Here is a 23,740-nt window from a genome sequence, read left to right as displayed (position 1 = left end):
TGCAGCAGGAGTTACTCCGCGTCCCCGTGGCCGCTTCCGTCACGCGTGTGCCAGTTCTCGATCAACGCGGGCCCCATCCCGTCGAGATACGAGGCGGTCAGCTCACGCATCGCGGCCACGCTGAAGTCGTCGCCCGCGCCCCACCGGCGGGCCGCCAGCCGCATCACCCCGCCGAACAGGGCCACCGCCACGCGCGGGCGCGGATCGGCGTCCACGTCGATGCCCTCCCGGTCCGCGATCAGCCGGGCCAGCTGCTCCTCCAGTCCCTCGTGGCGGCGCAGATGGGTGGCGAGCAGCGCGGGGGTCGACTCGATCAACTGGTAGGTGCGCATGTGCAGTTCGATCGGCACGACGGCCTCGATCGCCTCCCCGATGGTGTCCCAGCTCGCCATGACGGCCCGGCGCAGCGCGTCCAAGGGTGCTTCGTGGGGCGGGCGTTGGCGTACCGCGTCGAGGAAGTGCGCCTCCGTCATCTCCTGGACGGCGAAGGCGGCCTCCTCCTTGCCGGCGAAGTAGCGGAAGAAGGTGCGCTGGGAGACGTCGACCGCCTCGACGATCTCGTCGACGGTCGTCCGCTCGTACCCGTGGGCCGTGAACAGTTCCAGGGCGGACCGCACCAGCGCGTCCCGCGTGCGCTGCTTCTTGCGTTCGCGCAGGCCCGGTCGGGGTGCCGTGTCCATGAGTCCTCTTTCCCGTCCCCCGGGAGGCGCCCAGGTGACCATCCGTCGCGCGTGTCCGCCCCGCGGATGACTTGTCAGTTACCGAATTGTGAATTGGTTTGTCAATTGTCAGCGGCTGTCACTAATCTCGAACGTATGACTAGTCAGACCACCGTCGACAAGACGGGCCCCGCCGACGAGGCCCCGGCCGCCTCCGGCCCGGCTCCGGCCGAGGGGCTGCGCGGCCACCCGTGGTTCACCCTCATCACCGTGGCCGTCGGCGTCATGATGGTGGCCCTCGACGGCACCATCGTGGCCATCGCGAACCCGGCCATCCAGAAGGACCTCGGTGCCACCTTCGCCGACGTCCAGTGGATCACGAACGGCTACTTCCTCGCGCTCGCCGTCACGCTGATCACGGCGGGCAAGCTCGGCGACCGGTTCGGCCACCGCCAGACCTTCCTCATCGGCGTGGTCGGCTTCGCGGCGGCCTCGGGGGCCATCGGGCTCTCCGACAGCATCGCCTTCGTGGTGGTCTTCCGGGTGCTCCAGGGTCTGTTCGGCGCGCTGCTGATGCCGGCCGCGCTCGGCCTGCTGCGCGCCACCTTCCCGGCCGAGAAGCTGAACATGGCGATCGGCATCTGGGGCATGGTCATCGGCGCCTCCACCGCGGGCGGCCCGATCCTCGGCGGAGTGCTCGTCGAGCACGTGAGCTGGCAGTCCGTCTTCTTCATCAACGTGCCGGTCGGCATCCTCGCGGTCGTCCTCGGCGCGGTGATCCTCACCGACCACCGGGCGAAGAACGCGCCGCGCTCCTTCGACCTGCTCGGCATCGGCCTGCTGTCCGGCGCCATGTTCTGTCTGGTCTGGGCGCTCATCAAGGCCCCCGCGTGGGGCTGGGGAGCCGCGCTGACCTGGTCGTTCCTCGGGATCTCCGTGGTGGGCTTCGCCCTGTTCGCGTTCTGGGAGAACCGGGTGCGCGAACCGCTCATCCCGCTCGCCCTCTTCCGCTCGGTGCCGCTGTCGGCCGGTGTGGTCCTGATGGTGCTCATGGCGATCGCCTTCATGGGCGGCCTGTTCTTCGTCACCTTCTACCTCCAGAACGTGCACGGGATGAGCCCGATCGACGCGGGTCTGCATCTGCTGCCGCTCACCGGCATGATGATCGTCGGCTCGCCGCTGGCCGGCGCGCTGATCGGCAAGACCGGGCCGCGCGTGCCGCTCGCGGGCGGCATGGCGTTCACGGCCGTCGCCATGTTCGGCATCTCGACCCTGGAGACCGACACCGGCAGCGGGCTCATGTCGATCTGGTTCGGACTGCTCGGCCTCGGCCTCGCGCCCGTCATGGTCGGCGCCACGGAGGTCATCGTGGGCAACGCGCCGATGGAGCTGTCCGGTGTCGCGGGAGGCCTTCAGCAGGCCGCCATGCAGATCGGCGGCAGCCTCGGCACGGCGGTCCTGGGTGCGGTGATGGCCTCCAAGGTCGACAACGACCTCGCGGGCAACTGGGCCGCCGCGGGCCTCCCGGAGCTCTCCCCGGCCGAGCTGGACCAGGCCGCGGAAGCGGTGCAGGTCGGCGCGCCGCCGGTGGCCCCGGGCACCCCGCCCGAGATCGCCGCGAAGATCACGGACGTCGCCCACGACACGTTCATCTCGGGCATGAGCCTGGCGAGCCTGGTCGCGGCGGGTGTCGCCGTCGTCGCCGTCTTCGTCGCCTTCCTCACCAAGAGGGGCGCCAACGCGGAGGCGGGCGCGGGAGTCGGCCACATCTAGTCCGGCACATCCAGTCCGGTTCCGGAATCCCTTTACACCCCGCCGAGTTCTCTCGGCGGGGTTTTCGCTTATCCGGGTGACACCTCTGCGTATGACTTTCATACCGCCCGTATCCCAGGTCAGAGTGGTCTCAACTGATCTGTACGGAACGGGCAGTTCGGTTGCAGTGGCGGCGTGCTGCCGGAGGGGGGCAGCACGCCGCGCAACCGCTTCAAAGAAGTACGCGTCTGAATTGACATGACCGGGGTACCCGACTTCCGAGCCCGAACCGACCGGCATTCGGTCGGCTCAGAGGTCCAGGGAGTTGATGATGGCGGGCTTCGGTCACACCACGCGCAAACACCCTCGCTCACGTAGCCGGACGAGGTCACGGAGCGGGCCGGACAGCGCGACGCTCGGAATCATCGGAGTCATCTGCGCGGTCGCCGGATTCTTTGTGCTGGGGATCATCCTCGGCCCGGCGGCCATCGTCTGCGGCTGGCTGGCAATGGGGCGCCGATGGAACGGCGCCCGCCCGGTACCGGCATTGATTGCCCTGGTACTGGGAGCGATCGACACCGTTCTGGCCGTCGTCTGGATGGTCGGATCGGCAGCCCCCGGCGGCATGATGTTCTGACCGGGCCGGACAAGCGAATGGTTCCCCGCCCCCGAAAAGGGGGCGGGGAACCGCGCGTTGATCCGGAATCAACGCGGTGACCAGCGCCCGAATGCTCCGGACCTCCTCCGTCAGCGCCTCGATCGCCGCGGTCTGCCGCCGTTCCTCCACGTCGTCGGACTCGAACCGCGAGATGAACCACGCCGCGATGTTGGCGGTCACCACACCCAGCAGGGCGATCCCGGAGAGCATCAGCCCGACCGCTGTGACCCGCCCGAGCCCGGTCGTCGGCGCGTGATCCCCGTACCCGACGGTCGTCATCGTGGTGAACGCCCACCACACCGCGTCGTCCAGCGTCCGGATGTTGCCGCCGGGCGCCTCCCGCTCGACGGACAGCACGGCGAGCGAGCCGAACATCAGCAACGCCACCACCGTGCCCACGACATAGGTGGTGAGCCGTATCTGCGGGGCGATCCGCGCCCGCTGCCCGACCAGCAGCAGGGTGGACACGAGCCGCAGCAGCCGCATCGGCTGGATCACCGGCAGCAGCACCGCGCACAGGTCGAGCCAGTGCGTACGCACGAACTCCCGGCGCCGCTCGGAGAGAGCGAGCCGCACGAGGTAGTCCAGGGCGAAGACGCCCCACACCCCCCACTCCACCGCCATGCACCAGAAGGTCACGTCCGGGTCGGCGGCGGGCCACACGATCGGCACGGCGTACGCGACGGCGAACACCGTCGCGAGCCCCAGCAGCACCCGCTGGGTCCGCCGCTCCCAACGGACTTGAGCCGACTGCTCTTCCATACCGGCATCGTAGAAAAGCCGAAAGGGCGGCGAACCCGAGGTCCACCGCCCTCCCCGCACTGTGCTAGGGCCTGTCTGACAATTCCCGTCTGCCGGGCGACGCCATGCACGCTCCCCCAGCCTCCGGCCGGGGGGACCCCCACTCGCCGCACCGGGCACAGAGCCAAGTACGTCCAGTACGAGGCTCTGTGCCCGGCACGGCGAGAGCACGCACCTGACGCCGCCCGGCCGCCCTCCGGGCGACGACGGGAATTGTCAGACAGCCCTTAGGCCACGCTCACCAGGGGCGCCCCGTCAGGGGCGCGGGGAACGGCGCGCCCGGCCCCCACGCACCCGCGCCCGGAGGCGCGACCCCGCGCGGAGCGCGACGCGTTACGCGTCCCCACCCGCGGCTCCGGGATCGGCCGCAGCCACATCGAGCAACTGATACCGGTCGATCGCCTGCTTCAGCAGCGACCGATCGACCTTCCCCTCGCGGGCGAGTTCCGTCAGGACCCCCACCGCGATCGACTGCGCGTCGATGTGGAAGAACCGCCGGGCGGCTCCGCGCGTGTCGGCGAACCCGAACCCGTCGGCGCCCAGTGACTGGTACGTCCCCGGCACCCACCGCGAGATCTGGTCGGGAACGGACCGCATCCAGTCGGAAACGGCCACGAACGGCCCCTCGGCGCCCGACAGCTTCCGTGTCACATACGGAACCCGCTGCTCCTCCTCCGGGTGCAGCAGGTTGTGCCGCTCCACCTCCACGGCCTCGCGCCGCAGCTCGTTCCAGGAGGTCGCCGACCACACGTCGGCCCGTACGTCCCAGTCCTCGGCGAGCAGCCGCTGCGCCTCGACGGCCCACGGCACGGCCACACCGGACGCCATGATCTGCGCCGGGATGGAGCCCGAGGTCCCCGCCGCGAAGCGGTGGATGCCCGCGAGGATGCCCTCGACGTCGACGTCCGCCGGCTCGGCCGGGTGCTGGATCGGCTCGTTGTAGACGGTGAGGTAGTAGAAGACGTCCTCGCCGTGCGGGTGCTCGTCGGACGAGCCGTACATCCGCCGCAGCCCGTCCTTCACGATGTGCGCGATCTCGAACCCGTAGGCCGGGTCGTACGCGACACAGCCCGGGTTGGTCGAGGCGAGCAGCTGCGAGTGCCCGTCCGCGTGCTGCAGACCCTCACCGGTCAGAGTCGTACGTCCCGCGGTCGCACCCAGTACGAAGCCGCGCGCCAACTGGTCGGCCATCTGCCAGAACTGGTCACCGGTGCGCTGGAAACCGAACATCGAGTAGAAGACGTACACCGGGATGAGCGGTTCGCCGTGCGTGGCGTAGGCCGATCCTGCCGCGATCAGGGAGGCCGTACAGCCCGCCTCCGAGATGCCGTCGTGCAGCATCTGACCGGTCGGCGACTCCTTGTACGCGAGGAGCAGATCCCGGTCCACGGCCTCGTACTGCTGCCCCAGCGGGTTGTAGATCTTCGCGCTCGGGAAGAACGAGTCCATGCCGAACGTGCGGTACTCGTCCGGTGCGATCAGCACGAACCGCTTGCCGATCTCCTTGTCCCGCATGAGGTCCTTGAGTAGCCGTACGAACGCCATGGTCGTGGCGATCGACTGCTGTCCCGAACCCTTCTTCACACTCGCGTACGTCTTGTCCTCGGGCAGTGCGAGCGGCTTCGAGCGCACGACACGCGTCGGGACGTACCCGCCGTTCCCCTTGCGGCGGTCGTGCATGTACTGGATCTCTTCGGAGTCCCGGCCCGGGTGGTAGTACGGCGGCGCGCCGGACTCCAGCTCCTTGTCGGTGATCGGCAGGTGCAGCCGGTCGCGGAAGCCCTTGAGGTCGGCGACCGTCAGCTTCTTCATCTGGTGCGTGGCGTTGCGGCCCTCGAAGTTCGGGCCGAGCGTCCAGCCCTTGACCGTCTGGGCGAGGACCACGGTCGGCTGGCCCTTGTGCGCCTTGGCCGCCGCGAAGGCCGCGTAGACCTTGCGGTGGTCGTGACCGCCGCGGCCCAGGTGCAGGATCTGGTCGTCGCTCATGTTCTCGACCATCGCCCGCAGCCGGTGGTCGTGACCGAAGAAGTGCTCGCGGATGTACGAGCCCGTCTCGGTGGCGTACGTCTGGAACTGGCCGTCGGGCGTGGTGTTCAGCTGGTTGACGAGCACGCCGTCGCGGTCCTGCGCGAGCAGCGGGTCCCAGCTGCGGTCCCAGACCAGCTTGACGACGTTCCAGCCGGCACCCCGGAACTGCGACTCCAGCTCCTGGATGATCTTTCCGTTGCCGCGTACGGGACCGTCGAGGCGCTGCAGGTTGCAGTTGACGACGAACGTGAGGTTGTCCAGGCCCTCGCGCGCGGCGATGGACAGCTGCCCGAGCGACTCCGGCTCGTCCATCTCGCCGTCGCCGAGAAACGCCCAGACGTGGGATGTGGAGGTGTCCGCGATGTCGCGCGCCGCCATGTAGCGGTTCATCCGCGCCTGGAAGATCGCCCCGAGCGGACCCAGACCCATGGAGACGGTCGGGAACTCCCAGAAGTCCGGCATGGAACGCGGATGCGGGTACGAGGACAGCGCGCGCGGGGCCTTCGACTTCTCCTGGCGGAACGCGTCCAGCTGCGCCTCGTCGAGGCGGTCCAGGAGGAACGCGCGGGCGTAGATACCGGGGGAGGCGTGCCCCTGGAAGAAGATCTGGTCGCCGCCGTCACCCCCGTCCTTGCCGCGGAAGAAGTGGTTGAAGCCGACGTCGTAGAGCGAGGCGGAGGACGCGAAGGTGGCGATGTGGCCGCCGACACCGATACCGGGCCGCTGGGCCCTGGACACCATCACGGCCGCGTTCCAGCGGGTCGCGTTGAGGATCTTGCGTTCGATCTCCTCGTTGCCGGGGAAGAACGGCTCGTCCTTGGTGGCGATGGTGTTGATGTAGTCGGTGCTGCGCATCTCGGGAACGGCCACGCGCTTCTCGCGGGCGCGTTCGATCAGCCTCAGCATGAGATAGCGCGCCCGCTCCCGGCCGCGCTGGTCCACGGCGGCGTCGAGGGAGTCGAGCCACTCCTGGGTCTCTTCGGGATCGAAGTCAGGGACCTGACTCGGAAGGCCGCCAATGATGATCGGGTTGCGATCGGGTCCGGAAGCCACGCTGTTCCTTCGCTCTCGGGGGGCCGCTTCTTCTCAGTTTTTTCTTTGCTTTTTCTCTGGTTTCCTGGGCGTCTGCACCGTTCCCCATCGTGTACCTCGGGAGCGGAAACGTCATCTCTACCGAGAGGTAACCGACACGTTCGAACCGTTCTCCCAAGGGCGGGTCCGGCAAATCGCAACGATACGCCCGACCCGTGACGCGTACCGCAAAGGCATTCGAGTCTCGTACCCTCGTAGGGTTCCGAAATTCACAAACCGGGCAGATTCCTGTGGTGTGCGTCACCAACGGCTGTGATTCCCTGACTGGAGTTGCGGCGACACGGCCTGGATCGTCACCGTTTCGGCGGTCTTGACGGCCGGGTACTTGCGCGATCCGCCCCGCCCGTGTGGACTACGGCCAATGCTGCGCGCACGCGCGTGGCTTGAACTTCCCCAGGATCTCGGCTTCGCCCGGGCCGGGGAGGACCCCATTACCGAACATGATCAGGAGGCAACCCGTGAGCGCGACCGCGGACCACGCGGAGGAGCGGACGAGCCTGGCCGCCAGGCTGGGATTCCAGCCCGAGCAGGTGGTCCAGGAGATCGGCTTCGACGACGACGTCGACCAGGAGCTCCGCTCGGCCATTGAAGAAGTAATCGGCAGCGAGCTCATGGACGAGGAGTACGACGACGTCGCCGACGCCGTTGTGCTCTGGTTCCGAGACGACGACGGCGACCTGACGGATGCGCTGGTGGATGCCACCACGTACGTCGAAGAGGGCGGCGCCGTCCTGCTGCTGACGCCCAAGACCGGCCGAGACGGTTATGTGGAGCCCAGCGACATCGCCGAAGCTGTGACGACCGCGGGTCTGTCCCAGACCAAGGGCATCAGCGTGGGGAAGGACTGGAGCGGCACGAAGCTGGCTACGCCGAAGACGGCGGCCAAGAAGCGCTGAGGCGCTGCCGAGGCCAGGAGGCCCCCGCCGACTCTGTCGGCGGGGGCCTCGTCCCTTTGGGGGCGCGGGGAACTGCGCGGCCAGCCCCCACCGGGCCGCACGGGGATCCACGGGCCTGTCTGTCGGGTGCGGCGCCGTCGTGGCTGAGCGCGCAGTTCCCCGCGCCCCTTACAGGGCCGGTGGGGCGCGTGGTCCGCTTTCGGGGGGTCTGCGTAGGGTGGGTGTCACCCGAACAGCCCGATCTACCGAAGGGACGCAGGACCATGGCGATCGAGGTCGGCGACAAGGCCCCGGACTTCGAGCTGAAGGACAACCACGGTGCCACCGTGAAGCTCTCCGACTTCCGGGGCGCGAAGAACGTGGTGCTGCTCTTCTACCCCTTCGCCTTCACGGGCGTGTGCACCGGCGAACTGTGCGAGCTGCGCGACAACCTGCCGCGGTTCGCCGACCGCGACACCCAGCTCCTCGCCGTCTCGAACGACTCCATCCACACCCTGCGCGTCTTCGGCGAGCAGGAGGGCCTGGAGTACCCGCTGCTGTCGGACTTCTGGCCGCACGGCGAGGTCTCGCGCGCGTACGGAGTGTTCGCCGAGGACAAGGGCTGCGCGGTGCGCGGCACCTTCGTCATCGACAAGGAGGGCGTCGTCCGCTGGACCGTCGTCAACGCCCTGCCGGACGCACGGGACCTGGACGAGTACGTGACGGCGCTCGACGCCCTGTAGGGCGTGGATGCCGACACTTCGGGATTCTTCGTGCCCCAGGCACTGCGGGGACGGGGAACCTCTCACTAGGATCGACACGTTGATCCGATACCAACGCACTACGGGGCTTCCCGCCCCCGGACACCAATGGGAGTACTCGTGGGAGTCAGCCTCAGCAAGGGCGGCAACGTATCGCTGTCGAAGGAGGCCCCGGGCCTGACCGCGGTCATCATCGGTCTGGGGTGGGACATCCGCACCACCACCGGTACCGACTTCGACCTCGACGCGAGCGCGATCCTGACGAACGCGGAGGGCAAGGTCAGCAGTGACGCCAACTTCGTGTTCTTCAACAACCTGAAGAGCCCCGACGGCTCCGTCGAGCACACCGGTGACAACACCACCGGTGAGGGCGAGGGCGACGACGAGCAGATCAAGGTCAATCTCGCCGGGGTCCCCGCCGACATCGAGAAGATCGTCTTCCCGGTCTCGATCTACGACGCCGAGAACCGCCAGCAGTCGTTCGGCCAGGTGCGCAACGCGTTCATCCGCGTCGTGAACCAGGCCGGCGAGGCGGAGATCGCCCGGTACGACCTCTCCGAGGACGCCTCGACGGAGACCGCCATGGTCTTCGGCGAGCTGTACCGCCACGGCGCGGAGTGGAAGTTCCGCGCCATCGGCCAGGGCTACGCCTCGGGCCTGCGCGGCATCGCGCAGGACTTCGGCGTCAACGTCTGAGCCGTTTCCCGGGGCCGCAGGACGGCCCCGAGTCGCTCCACCGCTTTCCGTCCGGCGCCGCACACTCCTAGTGCGGCGCCGGACGTGCTGCTACCACGGCACAACCAAACGGCTTCACCGGGGAGGACCAAACATGGGTGTCACGCTCGCCAAGGGAGGCAATGTCTCCCTCTCCAAGGCCGCACCGAACCTCACGCAAGTGATGGTCGGGCTCGGCTGGGACGCACGCTCCACCACCGGAGCGGATTTCGACCTCGACGCCAGCGCGCTGATGTGCAACTCGGGCCGGGTGCTCGGCGACGAGTGGTTCATCTTCTACAACCAGCTCAAGAGCCCCGACGGCTCGGTCGAGCACACCGGGGACAACCTCACCGGTGAGGGCGAGGGCGACGACGAGTCCATCCTCATCGACCTCCACAAGGTGCCCGCCAATGTGGAGAAGATCGTCTTCCCGGTCTCCATCCACGACGCCGACAACCGCGGCCAGACCTTCGGCCAGGTGAGCAACGCGTTCATCCGGGTCGTCAACCAGGCCGACGGCCAGGAGCTCGCCCGCTACGACCTCTCCGAGGACGCCTCCACGGAGACCGCGATGATCTTCGGCGAGGTCTACCGCTACGGCGGCGAGTGGAAGTTCCGCGCGGTCGGCCAGGGCTACGCGTCCGGGCTGCGCGGCATCGCCCTCGACTTCGGGGTCAACGTTTCGTAAAGCCGAGTGCGCGGCAGGCGACCCCTGTGGTCAGAGGGTCGGCCGTGGTGTCACGAAGTGGTGCCGGTGCGTGAGACGGCCCAGGTGGCAGAAGGCGCGTCACCTGGGTGGGGACCCCCTGGACCTGCGACTTTTCGAGCGAAAGGGCCCGGCCCTCTCCTTCGGGGAGTCGGCCCTCTAGACTTCGAGGTCAATGTTTCGTAAAGCCGGGTACGGCGGGGGGAAACCCCCTCCGGACTTCGTCCGGGGGTAGCCCCCCAACTCACGATTGGGTAGCCAGTGGTTCTGAAAACCTTCGGCTGGTCGTTCGCGGTCACCGCGCTCGGTCTGGTCGCAGCGGTTTTGATCGGCGGATGGACCGCGTTCGGGATCGTGCTGATCCTGTCCATCCTCGAAATCTCGCTGTCCTTCGACAACGCGGTGGTCAACGCCGGAATCCTGAAGAAGATGAGTGCCTTCTGGCAGAAGATCTTCCTCACCGTCGGCATTCTGATCGCCGTCTTCGGAATGCGGCTCGTCTTCCCCGTCGTGATCGTCGCGATCAGTGCCTCGCTCGGCCCCATCGAAGCGGTCGACCTCGCCCTGAACGACGCCGACCGTTACCAGGAACTGGTGACCGACGCCCACCCGTCGATCGCCGCCTTCGGTGGCATGTTCCTCTTGATGATCTTCCTCGACTTCATTTTCGAGGACCGTGACATCAAGTGGCTGGGCTGGCTGGAGCGTCCGCTCGCCAAGCTCGGCAAGGTCGACATGCTGTCGGCCTGCATCGCCCTGATCATCCTGCTCTTCACCGCGCTGTTCCTGGCCCCGCAGGCCCATCTGCACGCGGGCTCCGCCGACAAGGCGGAGACGGTCCTGCTCTCCGGAGTCGCCGGCCTCATCACGTACCTGGTCGTCGGCGGGCTCTCCGGGTTCTTCGAGAACCGCCTCGAAGAGGCGGAGGAGCGCGAGCACGAGGCCGAGGAGGAGGCCAAGGCCAAGGGCAAGGAGATCTCCGCCGGAGCCCTCGTCGGCAAGGCCGCCTTCTTCATGTTCCTGTACCTCGAAGTGCTGGACGCGTCCTTCTCCTTCGACGGCGTGATCGGCGCGTTCGCCATCACCAACGACATCGTCCTGATGGCGCTGGGTCTCGGCATCGGCGCGATGTACGTCCGTTCGCTGACCGTGTACCTGGTCCGCCAGGGCACCCTCGACGACTACGTGTACCTGGAGCACGGCGCCCACTACGCCATCGGCGCGCTCGCCGGCATCCTGCTGATCACCATCCGCTTCGAGGTCAACGAGATCATCACCGGCCTCATCGGTGTCGTCCTGATCGCCTGGTCCTTCTGGTCCTCCGTGCGCCGCAACAAGGCGCTGGAGGCGGCGGAGGGAAAAGCTGACCCCTCGGACGACAAGACAGAGGTCTCGTCCGGGGTGTGACACCGGTCAGGTTGAGGAACGCTCTGTGAGGGGCGGCTGCCGAGGAGTCCTCGGCAGCCGCCCCGGCGCATGAGGCCCCGATCCTTCGTCGGGGCGGGGTGAACGGGCGAGGTGGGGGCGGGAATGAGTTTCTGGGAAGGCCTGTGGCGCGGGCGGTCGACGCAGTTCGACTCGGGCAGCGCGGCGACCAACGCCATCGAACTGACCAAACGGAACCAGACGATCTCACTCAGCAAGCAGGGTGCGGCGACCGGCAATCTCCGTATCAACCTCTCGTGGCGGATGCGGACCTCCGACATAGGCGGGGCCCAGCGGGGCAGTCTGCTGCGGCACCCCTTCAAGGCCCTGAAGCCGGAAGTGGTGCAGGCGCACACCCAGTCCATGGTCAACGTCGACCTCGACCTCGGCTGCATGTACGAGCTGACCGACGGCAGCAAGGGAGTCGTCCAGCCGCTCGGGGGCTTCCTGGGGGACCTGAACGGCGCGCCCTACGTGAAGCTCAGCGGTGACGACCGGTTCGGCTCCGGTTCGGGCGAGACGATCTTCGTCAACCTCGACCACCGGGAGAACATCAAGCGGCTGCTGGTCTTCGTCTACATCTACGACCAGACCCCCGCCTTCGACCGTACGCACGCGATCGTGACCCTCTACCCGAGCAACGGGCCCCGGATCGAGATCGGGCTCGACGAGCGGCACTCCCAGGCCCGCTCCTGCGCGGTCGTCATGATCGAGAACGTCAAGAACGAGCTGGTCGTGCGACGCGAGGTGAAGTTCGTGTACGGCTTCCAGGCAGAGCTGGACCGCCTCTACGGCTGGGGCCTTCAATGGGGCCGAGGCTACAAGGCCAAGGCCGACCGTTAGCGCCCGTCAGGGGCGCGGGGAACTGCGCGCCCAGCCACGAACCACCCGCGGCCATGGACGTACGGTGCCCCGTCAGGGGCGCGGGGAACTGCGCGATCCGCCCCCACCGGGCCGCAGCCGACGTGCTGCCCGCGGTTGGCTTCGCCGGGGCGCCCCCGGGCTCGGGAATGTGCGTTCGGGGGCGGGTGCGGCGCCGTCGTGGCTGGTCGCGCAGTTCCCCGCGCCCCTAAAAGCGCTCACGTCCGCCCCCGCGCCCCCAAAGGCAAAGGATTGCGCCGTTCCCCGCGCCCCTGAAAGGAGCGGCCTGTCGCTATCGGCCGATGAACTGCGGTCCCTGCGGCGGGAGCCGGAAGTCCGGGTCGGGACCCGGCCCCACCGGCTGGGGGTAGCCGTACCCGGACGGAGCCGCCGCCGCGGGCTGGGGCGGCGGCGGATACCCGTACGCAGGCGCACTGGTCGGCTGCGGATACCCGTAGGCCGGCTGCGTGGCAGGCGGCTGCTGCCGCGTCGGCTCCGGACCGGGCGCCGCCGGCGGATACCCGTACGCGGGCTGCACCGGCTGCTGCGGCACCTGCGTGGTCGGCTCCTCGGGCGGCAGCGGCTGCGCACCGGCCCGCCCGGCGGACGCCAGCCCTTCCTCGGCCCCGGACTCGTCCACCGAGATGCCGAAGTCGGCCGCGAGCCCCTGCAGCCCGTTCGAATAGCCCTCGCCGAGGGCCCGGAACTTCCAGCCCTCGCCGCGCCGGTACAGTTCACCGCAGATCAGCGCGGTTTCCTCACCGGTCTCCGGCTTGATGTCGAAGTACGCCAGCGGCTCCGCGTCCCCGATCGTGGCGTCGAACACCACGATCCGCAGCCCGCGTACCCGGTCGAAGGTGACGCCGTCGGCGGAAGCGACAAGGAGAATCCGTCCCACACCGTTGTCAACGCCCGCCAGATCCGACTGAATCGTATCGGTGAGCCCTTCGGCGAGACCGTCGTTCACGCGCTTCTTGCCGAGTCGCCAGACCTTCCCCGAAGGATGCCGGGGCTGGTTGTAGAAAACGAAGTCCTCGTCGGACCGCACACGGCCGTCGGGACCGAGGAGGAGTGCGGAGGCATCCACGTCCGGGACACCCCGTCCCGGCGTCCAGCGCAGCACGGCGCGCACCGCCGTGGCGTCCAGCGGGACGTTCGACCCCTTCAGCATGGCGTGCGTCATACGGTCATCCTGCCTTCTCGGCCCTGGTCACGACAACGTGGGGGTGCGCTCCCGTTCGGCTTGCCGCACGGCAGGGCGGGCACAATGGTGTTTGTCTGCGTTACCTGAATTTCATGCCCGATGGGAATCCCGGACACGGATCTCTACGTACTATTACCGGCCACATATCGTCAGGCCATCTAGCCGCCCCGGGGGAGACTCATGCGTCATTTCGGGCATCTTGCCCCTGAGGTGCGGGACCGCCTCTTCTTCCAGGAGCCGTGCGTCTTCACCGCGGACTCCTCGCCCCGGGTGCTGGCCGCAGCACTCGGAGCCACCCTCTACAGCCCCGCGACCAGGCAGAAGCTCGCCGACGACATCGTGAAGCAGGCCGGTCGCGGAGTCGTCTCGATGGTGGTGTGCCTGGAGGACTCGATCGGCGACGCGGACGTCGCTGACGCCGAGGAGAACCTCGTCCGGCAGTTCCACGACCTGGCCGATCGTCCCGGGGACGAGCTGCCCCTGCTCTTCATCCGGGTCAGAGCGCCCGAGCAGATACCCGACCTCGTCCGGCGGCTCGGTGCCTCCGTGCGGCTCCTGTCCGGATTCGTACTGCCGAAGTTCACCGAGGAGCGGGGCGTCCCGTTCCTGGAGGCGCTCACCGAGGCCGAGGGCGCGAGCGCGCGGCGGCTCTTCGCCATGCCCGTCCTCGAATCGCCCGAACTGCTGTACCGCGAGTCCCGGGCGGAGACCCTCGCCGGGATCTTCCGGGCCGTCGACAAGTACCGCGACCGCGTGCTGGCGCTGCGGCTCGGCGTCACCGACTTCTGCTCGGCGTACGGGCTGCGCAGAGCGCCCGACATGACCGCGTACGACGTGCAGATAGTGGCCTCCGTCATCGCGGACGTGGTGAACGTCCTCGGGCGGGCCGACGGCACCGGCTTCACGGTGACCGGACCCGTCTGGGAGTACTTCCGCGTCCAGGAGCGCATGTTCAAGCCGCAACTGCGCCGCAGCCCCTTCACCCCCGAGGCCGAGGACCTGCGCGCCGCCCTCATCGAGCACGACATGGACGGCCTGCTCCGGGAGATCTCCCTCGACCGGACCAACGGGCTCCAGGGCAAGACCTGCATCCACCCCTCGCACGTACTGCCCGTGCACGCCCTCTCCGTGGTCAGCCACGAGGAGTTCAGCGACGCCCAGGACATCCTGCGGCCCGAGCGAGGCGGCGGAGGCGTACTGCGGTCCGCGTACACGAACAAGATGAACGAGGTGAAGCCGCACCGCGCCTGGGCGGAGCGCACCCTCCAGCGCGCCGAGGTCTTCGGCGTCACCAACGAGGACATCGGCTTCGTGGAGCTGCTCGCCGCCGGAATCCCCGGCTGACACACATCCCTCCCGGCTGACACACAAGGAATCCATGAACAAGGCTGTGAACGACGGGTCCGGCGTCTGGTCCGCGACGGGCTTCCGCCCCGGAACCAGGGCCGGATCCGCCGACGGCCCCGCCGCCGAGGTCTGGTCCGGGAGCTGGGTCGCCGGGCGCCTCGGCGTCGAACTCGTCGGGGACGAGGGACTCGGCGAACTGCTCGGGCTCGCACTCCGGCGCAACCCCAAGCGCGCGCACCTGCTCGTGTCGAACGTGCTGGGCAAGCACGTACCGCAGTCACCCGCCGTCGTGTACGGGTACGGATTCGCGCTCGGGCTGCGCGTACGCGACCTGCTCGGCGAGGACGAGGCCGGCCGCGCCGTCGTCCTCGGGTACGCGGAGACCGCCACCGGGCTCGGCCACTCGGTCGCGGACGGCGTGGGCCTCGCCCCCTGCCTGCACTCCACCCGGCGCCCGGTCGAGGGCGTCGCGACGGCCGGCGGCTTCGAGGAGTCCCACTCGCACGCCACCTCGCACCTCCTGCTCCCGGAGAACCCGGACCTGCTCGCCACCGACGGCCCGCTCGTCCTCGTCGACGACGAGTTCTCCACCGGCAACACGATCCTCAACACCATCCGTGACCTGCACGCACGCTATCCGCGCGGCCGGTACGTGATAGTCGCCCTGGTCGACATGCGCTCGGCCGCCGACCTCGGCCGCCTCGCGGACTTCGCCCAGGAGATCGACGCGACCGTGGACCTGGTGACGGCCGCCTCCGGCACCGTACGACTGCCCGAGGGCGTACTGGAGAAGGGGCAGGCGCTGGTCGCCGAGCATGAGCGCGAGTACGAGCGGGAGGTGGTGGCGGCCGAGCGCGGGGGAGCGACGGTGGCCCCGGCCTCCGGGTCGCGTCCCGGGCCCGGCGCGATCGCCCGCGTCGACCTCGGCTGGCCGCAGGGCCTCGCCGACGGCGGACGGCACGGCTTCACGCCCGAGCACCGCGTCCGGCTGGAGGGCGCCCTGCCCGCCATGGCGGCCCGAATAGCCGAGGCGCTCCCGCTCCGCGCCCGCCGGGGCCGCGTCCTCGTCCTCGGCTTCGAGGAGCTGATGTACGCGCCGCTGCGGCTCGGGGTCGCGCTGGAGAAGCTGACCGACGCCGAGGTGCGCTACTCCACGACCACCCGCTCACCCGTGCTCGCCGTCGACGACCCCGGCTACGCGATCCGCACCCGGCTCGTCTTCCCCGCCCACGACGGCCCGGCCGACGGACCCGGCGAGCGGTACGCCTACAACGTGGCGGGCGCCGGCTTCGACGCCGTCGTCGCCGTGGTCGACTCCGCCGCCGACACCCCCGAACTGCACGCACCGGACGGCCTGTTGGCGCAGCTCGCCGCGCACGCGGGCAGTGTCCTGCTCGCCGTCGTCCCCTCGTACGTTCCCGGATCCGTACCGGAAACCGCAAAAGAACCTGCACCAGAGTCAGTTGAAAGGCCTTCGATGCTGCCCGAGCCCCTCCGCGGCCCCGACTTCTCCTCGTACGCGGCGGACGAGGTCGGCTGGCTGCTGCAGGACCTCTCGGACACCCGCCTCGAAGCCCCGGTCGAGGAGCGCGAGGAGGCCATCCAGAGCGGTGGCGCCCACTACGCGGAGTCGCTGCCGGTGGAGTACCAGCCGAGCCCCGAGTACCAGGAGCTGTTCCGCGACGCGCTCGCCGGTTCGGCCGCCCGGATCGCCCTGGCCGTCGGCGCGGTCACCGAGACCGTCCTCGCGGAACGCTCACCGCGGCCCGTGCTCGTCTCCCTGGCCCGCGCCGGCACCCCCGTCGGCGTCCTGATGCGCCGCTGGGCCCAGCACCGCCACGGCCTCGACCTGCCCCACTACGCCGTCTCCATCGTGCGCGGACGCGGTATCGACGCCAACGCCCTGCGCTGGCTGGCCGCCCACCACGACCCGGCCGACGTCGTCTTCGTCGACGGCTGGACCGGCAAGGGCGCCATCACCCGCGAACTCGCGGAGGCCCTGCGGGAGTTCGAGGCCTCCGACGGCATCGGCGGCTTCGACCCGGAGATCGCGGTCCTCGCCGACCCCGGCTCCTGCGTGCGCACGTACGGCACCCGCGAGGACTTCCTCATCCCCTCCGCCTGCCTCAACTCCACGGTCTCCGGGCTCATTTCGCGTACGGTGCTCCGCGCCGACCTGGTCGGGGAGCACGACTACCACGGGGCGAAGTTCTACCGCGAACTCGCCGCCACGGACGTCTCCGTCGAGTTCCTGGACGCGATCTCCGCCCGCTTCGACGAGGTCGGCGACGCGGTCGACGACCGGGTCAAGGAACTGCTCTCCGCGGACCGTTCGCCGACCTGGGAGGGCTGGGCGGCGGTCGAGCGGATCAGCGAGGAGTACGGCATCCACGACGTGAACCTCGTCAAGCCGGGCGTCGGCGAGACGACCCGGGTGCTGCTGCGCCGCGTCCCCTGGAAGATCCTCGCCCGGGCCGGGGCGGGCGCCGACCTCGACCACGTACGCCTGCTCGCCGAACAGCGCGGCGTACCCGTCGAGGAGGTCGCCGAACTCCCGTACACCTGCGTCGGACTGATCCACCCCAAGTACACGCGCGGCGCGACCGGCGCCGACGGTAAGGCGGTGACGGTCTGATGGCCGGACCCGCTCCGCGCGCACTGGTCGCCAGCGACCTCGACCGCACGCTGATCTACTCCGCCAACGCGCTGGCGCTGACCGGCCCCGACGCCGAGGCACCCCGGCTGCTCTGCGTCGAGGTCTACCAGAACAAGCCGCTGTCGTACGTGACCGAGACCGCGGCCGGACTGCTCACCGAACTGGGCGGCGCGGCGGACTTCGTCCCGACCACGACCCGTACACGCGAGCAGTACCAGCGGATCCGACTCCCGGGCCCCGCCTCGAAATACGCGATCTGCGCCAACGGCGGCCACCTCCTCGTCGACGGAGTCCCCGACCCGCAGTGGCAGGCCCGGGTGACCGCGCGCCTGGCGGACGAGTGCGCCCCCCTGGACGAGGTGCGCGCGCACATGGCGGCCACCGCCGACCCGGCCTGGGTGCTCAAGCAGCGGGTCGCCGAGGACCTCTTCGTGTACTTCGTCGTCGAGCGCGAACTGCTCCCGGCCGACTGGGCGAAGGACCTGGCCGGCTGGGCGGAGAACCGCGGCTGGACGGTCTCCGTCCAGGGCCGCAAGGTCTACGCCGTACCGAAGCCGCTCACCAAGAGCGCGGCCATGCGGGAGGTGGCCCGCCGTACGGGCGCGGACCTCACCCTCGCGGCCGGCGACTCCCTGCTCGACGCCGACCTGCTGCTGGCCGCGGACCGCGCCTGGCGCCCGGGCCACGGCGAACTGGCCGAGGCGGGCTGGACGGCGCCGGGGGTCACCGCGCTTCCGGAGCAGGGTGTGGCCGCGGGGGAGCGGATCCTCGGGGAGTTCCTCAGCGCGATCCGGTAGTGGTATCGGTAGGAGTGCGGGGCGTACGGGCGTCAAGGGGATCACGGCGATCACGGGGATCACGGGGGGCCTTCGCCTCACGGCGTCGGCCGCCGCGCCCCGGCCTGAAGAGGCGCACGCCCACGAGGACCAGCAGCGCGAGCGCCGCGCAGGCCAGCACCACCTTCGAGTACGCGGACACATAGCCGGCGACGTCGGTCCAGTTCTCGCCGAGCAGATAGCCGGCGAGGACGAAGACCGTGTTCCAGATGGCGCTGCCGAGGGTGGTCAGACCGAGGAAGACGGGCAGGGGCATGCGTTCGACGCCCGCCGGCACCGAGATCAGGCTGCGGAAGAGAGGGATCATCCGGCCGAAGAACACGGCCTTGGTCCCGTGCCGGGAGAACCACGCCTCGGTCCTCTCGATGTCCGACACCTTCACCAGCGGCAGCCGCGCCGCGATGGCGATGGTGCGGTCACGGCCGAGCAGCGCCCCCACGCCGTACAGCGCGAGCGCCCCGACCACCGAACCGGCCGTCGTCCACAGCAGGGCGGCGAACAGGTTCATCTGCCCGGTGCTCGCCGCGAACCCCGCGAGCGGCAGGATCACCTCGCTCGGGATGGGCGGAAACAGGTTCTCCAGGGCGATGGCGATGCCCGCGCCAGGAGCGCCGAGCGTGTCCATCAGGCCGTTGATCCACTGCGGTGCGCTGCTTTCGGTCACGCACCCGACGCTAGAGAACGGAAGCTGAAGCCAGACTGAAGCCGGAGCCGAAGCGGGGTGTCAGCGGGTGCGTGACGGATGCGTGACGGGTGCCCGATGTGCGGGTGTCAGCCGCAGCATCCCCCGCCGCAACAACCGCCACCGCCGCCACCACTTCCGCCGCCCGGTGCGGGCGCGGGTGCCGAGGCGGAACCGCCCACCGCCACCGTCGACAGCAGCTTCACCGTGTCGTCGTGACCGGCCGGACAGTCCGTGGGCGCGGACGACTCGGCCATCGGACGGCTCTTCTCGAAGGTGTCGCCGCAGGTCCGGCAGCGGTATTCATAGCGAGGCATGCGCTCAGGTTAGCGGTCGGAGCGTCCCTCTCCCAGAGGAGCCGGAGGGGGAGCCGAGCCGGAGACCATGGGGGCCGCGCCCCGGTCCAGTGCCTTCGCCCGCAACTCGGCCCCCGCCTTCACCCGCTGCTCCTGCTCGGCCTGTTCGGGATGGCGGGACCGCCAGTACGGATTGTCGTGAGGCAGGGCCGAGCCGACCCGCCCGTACATCCCGAAGAACATCAGCATCACGCCGACCACGAAGCTGAACAGCACGTTCGGGATGCGGAAGGCGAGGAAGTTGGAGTCGGTGTCGAGCAGGGCGAGGTTCACGAAGCCGCTGAGGATGAAGAGGACACCGAGAACCATGTTGATCGTCGAGGCGACGTTGCCGCCGATGACCATGCCGACGAGGAGCAGCAGCCCGGCACAGATGGAGAGCACGCTGAGCGCGCCGTTGGTGCTCAGCCCCGACACCTTGTCCCCGTGGGTGTCGAAGAACCCGACCTTGTCGATCAGCCCCAGAATGCCGAAGACGAGCAGCACGAGCCCCATGAGCCCCGCGCCGATCCGGTAGAACATGCTGAGCCGATGATCGACCGGCAGATGCTCATCGAGCCTGATCCGCCGCCTGGGCGCCGTACGCAGAACATGCGCGGCCATGTCCGCCTCCTCGGGTGCGATCCTCGGGTGGACCCTCAGGTGGGTGTGAGGGGAGGACATCAGTCCTCTCCCACCCCAGCATCCGCCCGGACAGCCGGTCCCGCCAGCTCTGGCCCGAAGCGGCCAGGGCAGACTGTGCCTGTCCGCACAGGCGGCTCTGACCGGGGGAGACGTGCACAAGGGTTGGCCAGAACGCTGGTGGACGACGGCGCTCGTGGCCGCGACGCTGGCCGTCATCGTGGTCTACGACGTGTGGTGGATCGCGAAGTTCCTCACGGAGCCGGAGCCGGAGGCGGATCCGGAGGCGGCGCCGGCGGACTGGTGGGAACTAGCCGTCCGATGCCTGGGCGGAACATGGTTCGCGTTCCTGGGGGTGGCAACGGCCCAACGCACGACCGCTCTCCGGAGGGCGACGACGCAGGACCGATAACCCTCACCGCCCCCGACGACCCCCACGGCCCCATCGGCCCCAACGAAAAAGCCCAAGGCCCAGGCATCCGGCATCACACCGGCTGACCTGGGCCTTGGCTGTGTCCTGGACCTGGTGGGCGCGGACGGTTTCGAACCGCCGACATCCGCCTTGTAAGGGCGGCGCTCTACCACTGAGCTACGCGCCCGGGACGAGTCGACAGCCTACATTGCCCGGGGTGGTGCCCCGCAAACCCGTTCCCGGGGGGTGCCGTGCGGGGGTTTTCCCCACCCTGGATCCGGGAGTGGTCCGGATCCCCCGGCCGGGCCCGGATCCGTACGGTCGAAGTGTGTCCCGGTACGGGGCGGGGCGTTGGGTGTTCGAATCTGGGGGAGTTCCGGTATGAGTGGTCGTCAGCGTTCTTCGGGCAGTGGTGGGTGGCGGCGGCGCGGGGGTCTGGCCGCCGTCGGCGTGGGGGTTGTCGCCGTGGGGCTTCTTGCCTCCGGGTGCGGGAACAGTGCCGATGAGGACAAGGATCCTGAGACGCGGTCGTTCGCGCTCGACGGCCGGACATTGACCGTCGACTCCGACGACTCGGCGCTGGAGCTGGTCGTGGGGGACGTGGACGAGGTCAAGGTCACCCGGTGGTTCAAGGCCAGTGTCGCGATCGGCAAGGATCCCGAGATCACCTGGAGCATGGACAAGGACGACACTCTCAAGCTGCGGGTGCACTGCTCCGGTGTGGTCGCCGACTGCTCGGCCAAGCACCGGATCGTCGTGCCGCGCGGGGTCGCCCTCACGGTGAAGGACCAGGACGGGAGCGTACGGGCCACCGGGTTCGAGGAAGCGCTCGACATTCGCGCCGCTGACGGGTCCGTACGGGTCCAGGATGTGTCCGGGCGTCTGACGCTGCGTACCGAGGACGGGTCCGTCCATGCTTCCGGTGTCGACTCGCGGCGCGTCGACGTGAACACGCAGGACGGGTCCGCGCGCCTTGAATTCGCCTCCGTTCCGGACCGGGTCTCGGCGCGTGGGCAGGACGGATCGCTCACCATCGGGCTGCCGGACGCCAAGTACCGGGTCACGACCGGTGCCCAGGACGGGGCAGTGGACGTGTCGGTGCCGCGTGACAACAGCAGCTCCCATGTGGTGTCCGCCCACACCCAGGACGGGAAAGTCACGGTGCGTACCGCGAACTAACCGGCCCGTGTGTTCGTCCTTACCTGGTGGGAGAATGAATCGGGGCCACCACCGGGGCAGGACGGATCTCAGCACGGGAGAGGGAAGTGACGGCGACACCGGCGACACCTTCACAGCCGTATACGCCGTTTGTGCCGTGCGCACAGCAAGTACCTCGGTCCCGTGCGGGCCGTGATCTGTTGGGCCTGGTGCTGCTGCCGCTTCCGCTGGTCGCGCTCATGCTTCCCGCCGCCTTTGCCGGCGGGGGTACGCGGCGGTGGTTCGGGGGGCGTTCCGAGAGCCAGCGGGCCGAGGCGCAGGCCGCGAAGGACGCCGCGGCGGCCGCGTTCTACGAGCTCGATACGGCGCAGCGCGATCTGCGGATCTCGATCGAGACCATCACCGCCGTCGACGACACCCCGCCCGCCCGGCGCGCGGTCGCCGACTTCGAGGCGCTCGGTCGGCGCATCGACGAGGTCAGCCATACGTACATCGACGCCGTGGACGCCCATGATCTCGACCGGGACGACCTGGAGGCCTCTGTCGCCGCTCAGGCGCGTACGGAGCTGACCAGGGCCAAGGATGAGCTGACCCGGGTCAAGCGGGAGCTCGACCGGTTCGAACAGGGGCTCGGGCCGCTGCTCGGCAAGGCCGAGACGCAGCTTGCCCGGCTCGCCCCGGCCGTGGAGCGGGCCCGCCAGTCCCTGCTCGCCGCGTCCAACGCGCTCGACGCGGTACGGGGGAGCGGCCTCAAGGCCGACGATCTGGCCGCCCGTCTTGCCGCGCTCGCACCCGAGCTGACCAAGCTCAACCAGGGTGCCGGGCAGCACGGGGTGCCGGAGACGCTGGAGCGGGCCGACCGGGTCGCCCGGGATGCCGGGGCCGTGCGCGCGGAGGCCGAGCGGTTGCCGGAGCGGGCCACCGAGATCGACCGCCGCCTTGTGTCGCTGCGGACGCGCGCGCAGGCGCTCACCACGCGGTCCGGGCAGGTGAATCCGGTGCTCAGCGAGTTGCGGCGGCGGTTCGTGGCCGAATGCTGGCAGGACCTTCAGCATGTGCCCGACCAGGCCGCGGAGGCCGTGCGGCAGGCGGAGACGAAGCTGGCGGAGGCGCGGGTCGCTCGGGAGGAGCAGCGGTGGGCCGACGCGACGGCTCTGCTGTCCACGGTGCGGGCTCTGCTGAACACGACCGATGAGGCGGTGTCCGCGGCGGGGGATCGGCTGCGGCGGCTGAACGAGGTGTCGAAGGATCCGCAGCAGGAGATCGAGCGGACGCGGTTCGCCATCCGGGATGCGCAGCGGCTTGCCATGGCCGGGCGCAACACGCCCGATCCCCGGCAGGCGCGGCCGCTCGACGAGTCGGTGGCTCGGCTGGAGCGGGCGATCGGGTCGTTGGAGGGGCGGCATCCGGACTACTGGCACTTCTTGACGGAGCTTGAGGGTGTGCGGGGGGCTGTTGCGGGGGTTGTTTCGCAGATCCGGGAGGAACGAGGGGCCGGCGCCTAGGACCTGTCCGGTCGATCACGGCGAAGACGCGGGGTGTGGCACGCACATCTGCGGCGTTGTCGTCGGTTGCCGACGCTCCGCGTCGACGCCCTCCTCCGCCTTGCAGCTGCACGCACCACACCCCGCTCACCGGCGCCCACAAGGCACCGCAGCTTTCCTTCGCCGTGATCGACCGGACAGGTCCTAGCTGGGGCGTACACCTCCCGGACGGGCGCCCTCGGGCACCCGTCCGGGTTCGGCAGTCGGCTAAAGGTCCACTTCCGTATTGCCCCTAGTAGGCGCCGCCGCCGTAGCTGTACCCGTCGGAGACGTCCGGGTACATCGACGACGAGCGGTGGCGTGACTGGCTGGCCATGCGTCGGCGCGACTGATTGCGCCGGGACCGCGACCGGGACCGGCCGGTGCGTTCGTCGTCGTAGCCGTCGTCGTGGCCGCCGTAGCTGTACGCCTCGCTGATGTCGGGGGCGATGGAGGACGCGCGGGTGCGTGACCGGCTGGCCATGCGGCGGCGTGACTGGCTGCGCTGCCGTGAGCGGCCGGTGCGTTCGTCGTCGTAGCCGTCGTCGTGGCCGCCGTAGCTGTACGCCTCGCTGATGTCGGGGGCGATGGAGGACGCGCGGGTGCGTGA

Annotated in this window: 21 protein-coding genes, 1 tRNA gene and 1 pseudogene; 14 read left to right on the top strand and 9 right to left on the bottom strand. The window is 69.5% G+C overall.

Annotated features, from left to right (window positions below; genetic code table 11):
* Positions 1 to 11: 11 nt before the first annotated feature.
* On the bottom strand, positions 12 to 680 hold the full coding sequence (locus ACZ60E_RS30870) for a TetR family transcriptional regulator (protein ID WP_469444683.1): 669 nt from the start codon (positions 678 to 680) through the stop codon (positions 12 to 14).
* Between the two features lie 135 nt (positions 681 to 815).
* Between ACZ60E_RS30870 and ACZ60E_RS30865 the strand changes: the two genes are divergently transcribed.
* Complete coding sequence (locus tag ACZ60E_RS30865; protein ID WP_384807458.1) at positions 816 to 2,432, top strand: MFS transporter; 1,617 nt, start codon at positions 816 to 818, stop codon at positions 2,430 to 2,432.
* 307 nt (positions 2,433 to 2,739) lie between these two features.
* Positions 2,740 to 3,048, top strand: a complete 309-nt coding sequence (locus ACZ60E_RS30860; protein ID WP_384807460.1) for a small hydrophobic protein — start codon at positions 2,740 to 2,742, stop codon at positions 3,046 to 3,048.
* 69 nt (positions 3,049 to 3,117) lie between these two features.
* Here the strand turns inward: ACZ60E_RS30860 and ACZ60E_RS30855 are convergent.
* Positions 3,118 to 3,831 (bottom strand): annotated as a pseudogene (locus ACZ60E_RS30855) (potassium channel family protein); the annotation flags it as partial.
* A 372-nt stretch (positions 3,832 to 4,203) separates the two neighbouring features.
* Positions 4,204 to 6,951: a pyruvate dehydrogenase (acetyl-transferring), homodimeric type gene (gene aceE, locus ACZ60E_RS30850; protein ID WP_469444680.1), complete on the bottom strand. Its 2,748-nt coding sequence runs from the start codon at positions 6,949 to 6,951 to the stop codon at positions 4,204 to 4,206.
* Positions 6,952 to 7,448: 497 nt separating this feature from the next.
* On the opposite strand from aceE, the gene ACZ60E_RS30845 reads away from it, so the two are divergent.
* The 6 genes from ACZ60E_RS30845 to ACZ60E_RS30820 all read left to right on the top strand — a co-directional run bounded on the left by ACZ60E_RS30845 (position 7,449) and on the right by ACZ60E_RS30820 (position 12,317).
* Positions 7,449 to 7,886, top strand: coding sequence for a DUF3052 domain-containing protein (locus ACZ60E_RS30845; RefSeq protein WP_055519877.1), 438 nt, complete (start codon positions 7,449 to 7,451; stop codon positions 7,884 to 7,886).
* A gap of 263 nt (positions 7,887 to 8,149) precedes the next feature.
* Positions 8,150 to 8,608, top strand: a complete 459-nt coding sequence (locus ACZ60E_RS30840) for a peroxiredoxin (protein ID WP_384807464.1) — start codon at positions 8,150 to 8,152, stop codon at positions 8,606 to 8,608.
* Between the two features lie 138 nt (positions 8,609 to 8,746).
* The gene (locus tag ACZ60E_RS30835; protein ID WP_055617911.1) at positions 8,747 to 9,322 is read left to right on the top strand and encodes a TerD family protein; all 576 of its coding nucleotides are present in this window, start codon (positions 8,747 to 8,749) and stop codon (positions 9,320 to 9,322) included.
* A 133-nt stretch (positions 9,323 to 9,455) separates the two neighbouring features.
* Positions 9,456 to 10,031, top strand: coding sequence for a TerD family protein (locus ACZ60E_RS30830; protein ID WP_384807466.1), 576 nt, complete (start codon positions 9,456 to 9,458; stop codon positions 10,029 to 10,031).
* A gap of 279 nt (positions 10,032 to 10,310) precedes the next feature.
* A complete protein-coding gene (locus ACZ60E_RS30825) occupies positions 10,311 to 11,456 on the top strand; it encodes a DUF475 domain-containing protein (protein WP_384807468.1) in 1,146 nt (381 codons plus the stop codon).
* A gap of 123 nt (positions 11,457 to 11,579) precedes the next feature.
* A complete protein-coding gene (locus ACZ60E_RS30820; protein WP_384807470.1) occupies positions 11,580 to 12,317 on the top strand; it encodes a TerD family protein in 738 nt (245 codons plus the stop codon).
* Positions 12,318 to 12,627: 310 nt separating this feature from the next.
* Here ACZ60E_RS30820 and ACZ60E_RS30815 read toward each other — a convergent pair whose 3' ends face one another.
* The gene (locus ACZ60E_RS30815; RefSeq protein ID WP_385835230.1) at positions 12,628 to 13,518 is read right to left on the bottom strand and encodes a TerD family protein; all 891 of its coding nucleotides are present in this window, start codon (positions 13,516 to 13,518) and stop codon (positions 12,628 to 12,630) included.
* 201 nt (positions 13,519 to 13,719) lie between these two features.
* Here ACZ60E_RS30815 and ACZ60E_RS30810 point away from each other — a divergent pair, with 201 nt between their 5' ends.
* From ACZ60E_RS30810 to ACZ60E_RS30800, 3 genes are read left to right on the top strand one after another with little or no spacing between them, the layout of a single operon-like run.
* Positions 13,720 to 14,883 (top strand): HpcH/HpaI aldolase/citrate lyase family protein, encoded by a 1,164-nt coding sequence (locus ACZ60E_RS30810; protein WP_384807473.1) that lies wholly within the window; start codon positions 13,720 to 13,722, stop codon positions 14,881 to 14,883.
* 34 nt (positions 14,884 to 14,917) lie between these two features.
* Positions 14,918 to 17,521, top strand: a complete 2,604-nt coding sequence (locus ACZ60E_RS30805; RefSeq protein ID WP_469444675.1) for a phosphoribosyltransferase — start codon at positions 14,918 to 14,920, stop codon at positions 17,519 to 17,521.
* A complete protein-coding gene (locus ACZ60E_RS30800; RefSeq protein WP_469444674.1) occupies positions 17,521 to 18,339 on the top strand; it encodes an HAD family hydrolase in 819 nt (272 codons plus the stop codon). Before ACZ60E_RS30805 ends, ACZ60E_RS30800 begins: the two co-directional genes overlap by 1 nt.
* Here the strand turns inward: ACZ60E_RS30800 and ACZ60E_RS30795 are convergent.
* The 3 genes from ACZ60E_RS30795 to ACZ60E_RS30785 all read right to left on the bottom strand — a co-directional run bounded on the left by ACZ60E_RS30795 (position 18,323) and on the right by ACZ60E_RS30785 (position 20,019).
* Complete coding sequence (locus tag ACZ60E_RS30795) at positions 18,323 to 19,003, bottom strand: DedA family protein (protein WP_469444963.1); 681 nt, start codon at positions 19,001 to 19,003, stop codon at positions 18,323 to 18,325. The two genes, ACZ60E_RS30800 and ACZ60E_RS30795, sit on opposite strands and share 17 nt — an antisense overlap.
* A gap of 146 nt (positions 19,004 to 19,149) precedes the next feature.
* Positions 19,150 to 19,377: an FmdB family zinc ribbon protein gene (locus tag ACZ60E_RS30790; protein WP_453793751.1), complete on the bottom strand. Its 228-nt coding sequence runs from the start codon at positions 19,375 to 19,377 to the stop codon at positions 19,150 to 19,152.
* A 9-nt stretch (positions 19,378 to 19,386) separates the two neighbouring features.
* Entirely contained in the window at positions 19,387 to 20,019 is a 633-nt protein-coding gene (locus ACZ60E_RS30785) for a DUF4383 domain-containing protein (protein WP_469444671.1), read from the bottom strand.
* Positions 20,020 to 20,191: 172 nt separating this feature from the next.
* Between ACZ60E_RS30785 and ACZ60E_RS30780 the strand changes: the two genes are divergently transcribed.
* The gene (locus ACZ60E_RS30780) at positions 20,192 to 20,449 is read left to right on the top strand and encodes a hypothetical protein (protein ID WP_469444669.1); all 258 of its coding nucleotides are present in this window, start codon (positions 20,192 to 20,194) and stop codon (positions 20,447 to 20,449) included.
* Between the two features lie 112 nt (positions 20,450 to 20,561).
* Here ACZ60E_RS30780 and ACZ60E_RS30775 read toward each other — a convergent pair.
* Positions 20,562 to 20,636, bottom strand: a tRNA-Val gene (locus ACZ60E_RS30775).
* A gap of 194 nt (positions 20,637 to 20,830) precedes the next feature.
* On the opposite strand from ACZ60E_RS30775, the gene ACZ60E_RS30770 reads away from it, so the two are divergent.
* The gene (locus ACZ60E_RS30770; RefSeq protein WP_469444668.1) at positions 20,831 to 21,628 is read left to right on the top strand and encodes a DUF4097 family beta strand repeat-containing protein; all 798 of its coding nucleotides are present in this window, start codon (positions 20,831 to 20,833) and stop codon (positions 21,626 to 21,628) included.
* 188 nt (positions 21,629 to 21,816) lie between these two features.
* Entirely contained in the window at positions 21,817 to 23,112 is a 1,296-nt protein-coding gene (locus ACZ60E_RS30765; protein ID WP_469444667.1) for a hypothetical protein, read from the top strand.
* 271 nt (positions 23,113 to 23,383) lie between these two features.
* On the opposite strand, the gene ACZ60E_RS30760 is transcribed toward ACZ60E_RS30765, so the two are convergent.
* Positions 23,384 to 23,740 (bottom strand): hypothetical protein (locus tag ACZ60E_RS30760; RefSeq protein WP_469444665.1); only part of this gene is annotated, 357 nt, incomplete at its 5' end.

The organism is Streptomyces sp. NPDC102514, from assembly GCF_055584525.1.
The sequence above is the reverse complement of the archived record's forward strand: the minus strand, read 5'-3'. Positions and strand labels throughout refer to the sequence as shown.

Coding starts and splice junctions, on each gene's coding strand:
- ACZ60E_RS30870 (WP_469444683.1), bottom strand. CDS start 680: ATGGACACGGCACCCCGACCGGGCCTGCGCGAACGCAAGAAGCAGCGC.
- ACZ60E_RS30865 (WP_384807458.1), top strand. CDS start 816: ATGACTAGTCAGACCACCGTCGACAAGACGGGCCCCGCCGACGAGGCC.
- ACZ60E_RS30860 (WP_384807460.1), top strand. CDS start 2,740: ATGATGGCGGGCTTCGGTCACACCACGCGCAAACACCCTCGCTCACGT.
- ACZ60E_RS30840 (WP_384807464.1), top strand. CDS start 8,150: ATGGCGATCGAGGTCGGCGACAAGGCCCCGGACTTCGAGCTGAAGGAC.
- ACZ60E_RS30830 (WP_384807466.1), top strand. CDS start 9,456: ATGGGTGTCACGCTCGCCAAGGGAGGCAATGTCTCCCTCTCCAAGGCC.
- ACZ60E_RS30820 (WP_384807470.1), top strand. CDS start 11,580: ATGAGTTTCTGGGAAGGCCTGTGGCGCGGGCGGTCGACGCAGTTCGAC.
- ACZ60E_RS30815 (WP_385835230.1), bottom strand. CDS start 13,518: ATGACGCACGCCATGCTGAAGGGGTCGAACGTCCCGCTGGACGCCACG.
- ACZ60E_RS30810 (WP_384807473.1), top strand. CDS start 13,720: ATGCGTCATTTCGGGCATCTTGCCCCTGAGGTGCGGGACCGCCTCTTC.
- ACZ60E_RS30805 (WP_469444675.1), top strand. CDS start 14,918: ATGAACAAGGCTGTGAACGACGGGTCCGGCGTCTGGTCCGCGACGGGC.
- ACZ60E_RS30800 (WP_469444674.1), top strand. CDS start 17,521: ATGGCCGGACCCGCTCCGCGCGCACTGGTCGCCAGCGACCTCGACCGC.
- ACZ60E_RS30795 (WP_469444963.1), bottom strand. CDS start 19,003: ATGGACACGCTCGGCGCTCCTGGCGCGGGCATCGCCATCGCCCTGGAG.
- ACZ60E_RS30790 (WP_453793751.1), bottom strand. CDS start 19,377: ATGCCTCGCTATGAATACCGCTGCCGGACCTGCGGCGACACCTTCGAG.
- ACZ60E_RS30785 (WP_469444671.1), bottom strand. CDS start 20,019: ATGGCCGCGCATGTTCTGCGTACGGCGCCCAGGCGGCGGATCAGGCTC.
- ACZ60E_RS30770 (WP_469444668.1), top strand. CDS start 20,831: ATGAGTGGTCGTCAGCGTTCTTCGGGCAGTGGTGGGTGGCGGCGGCGC.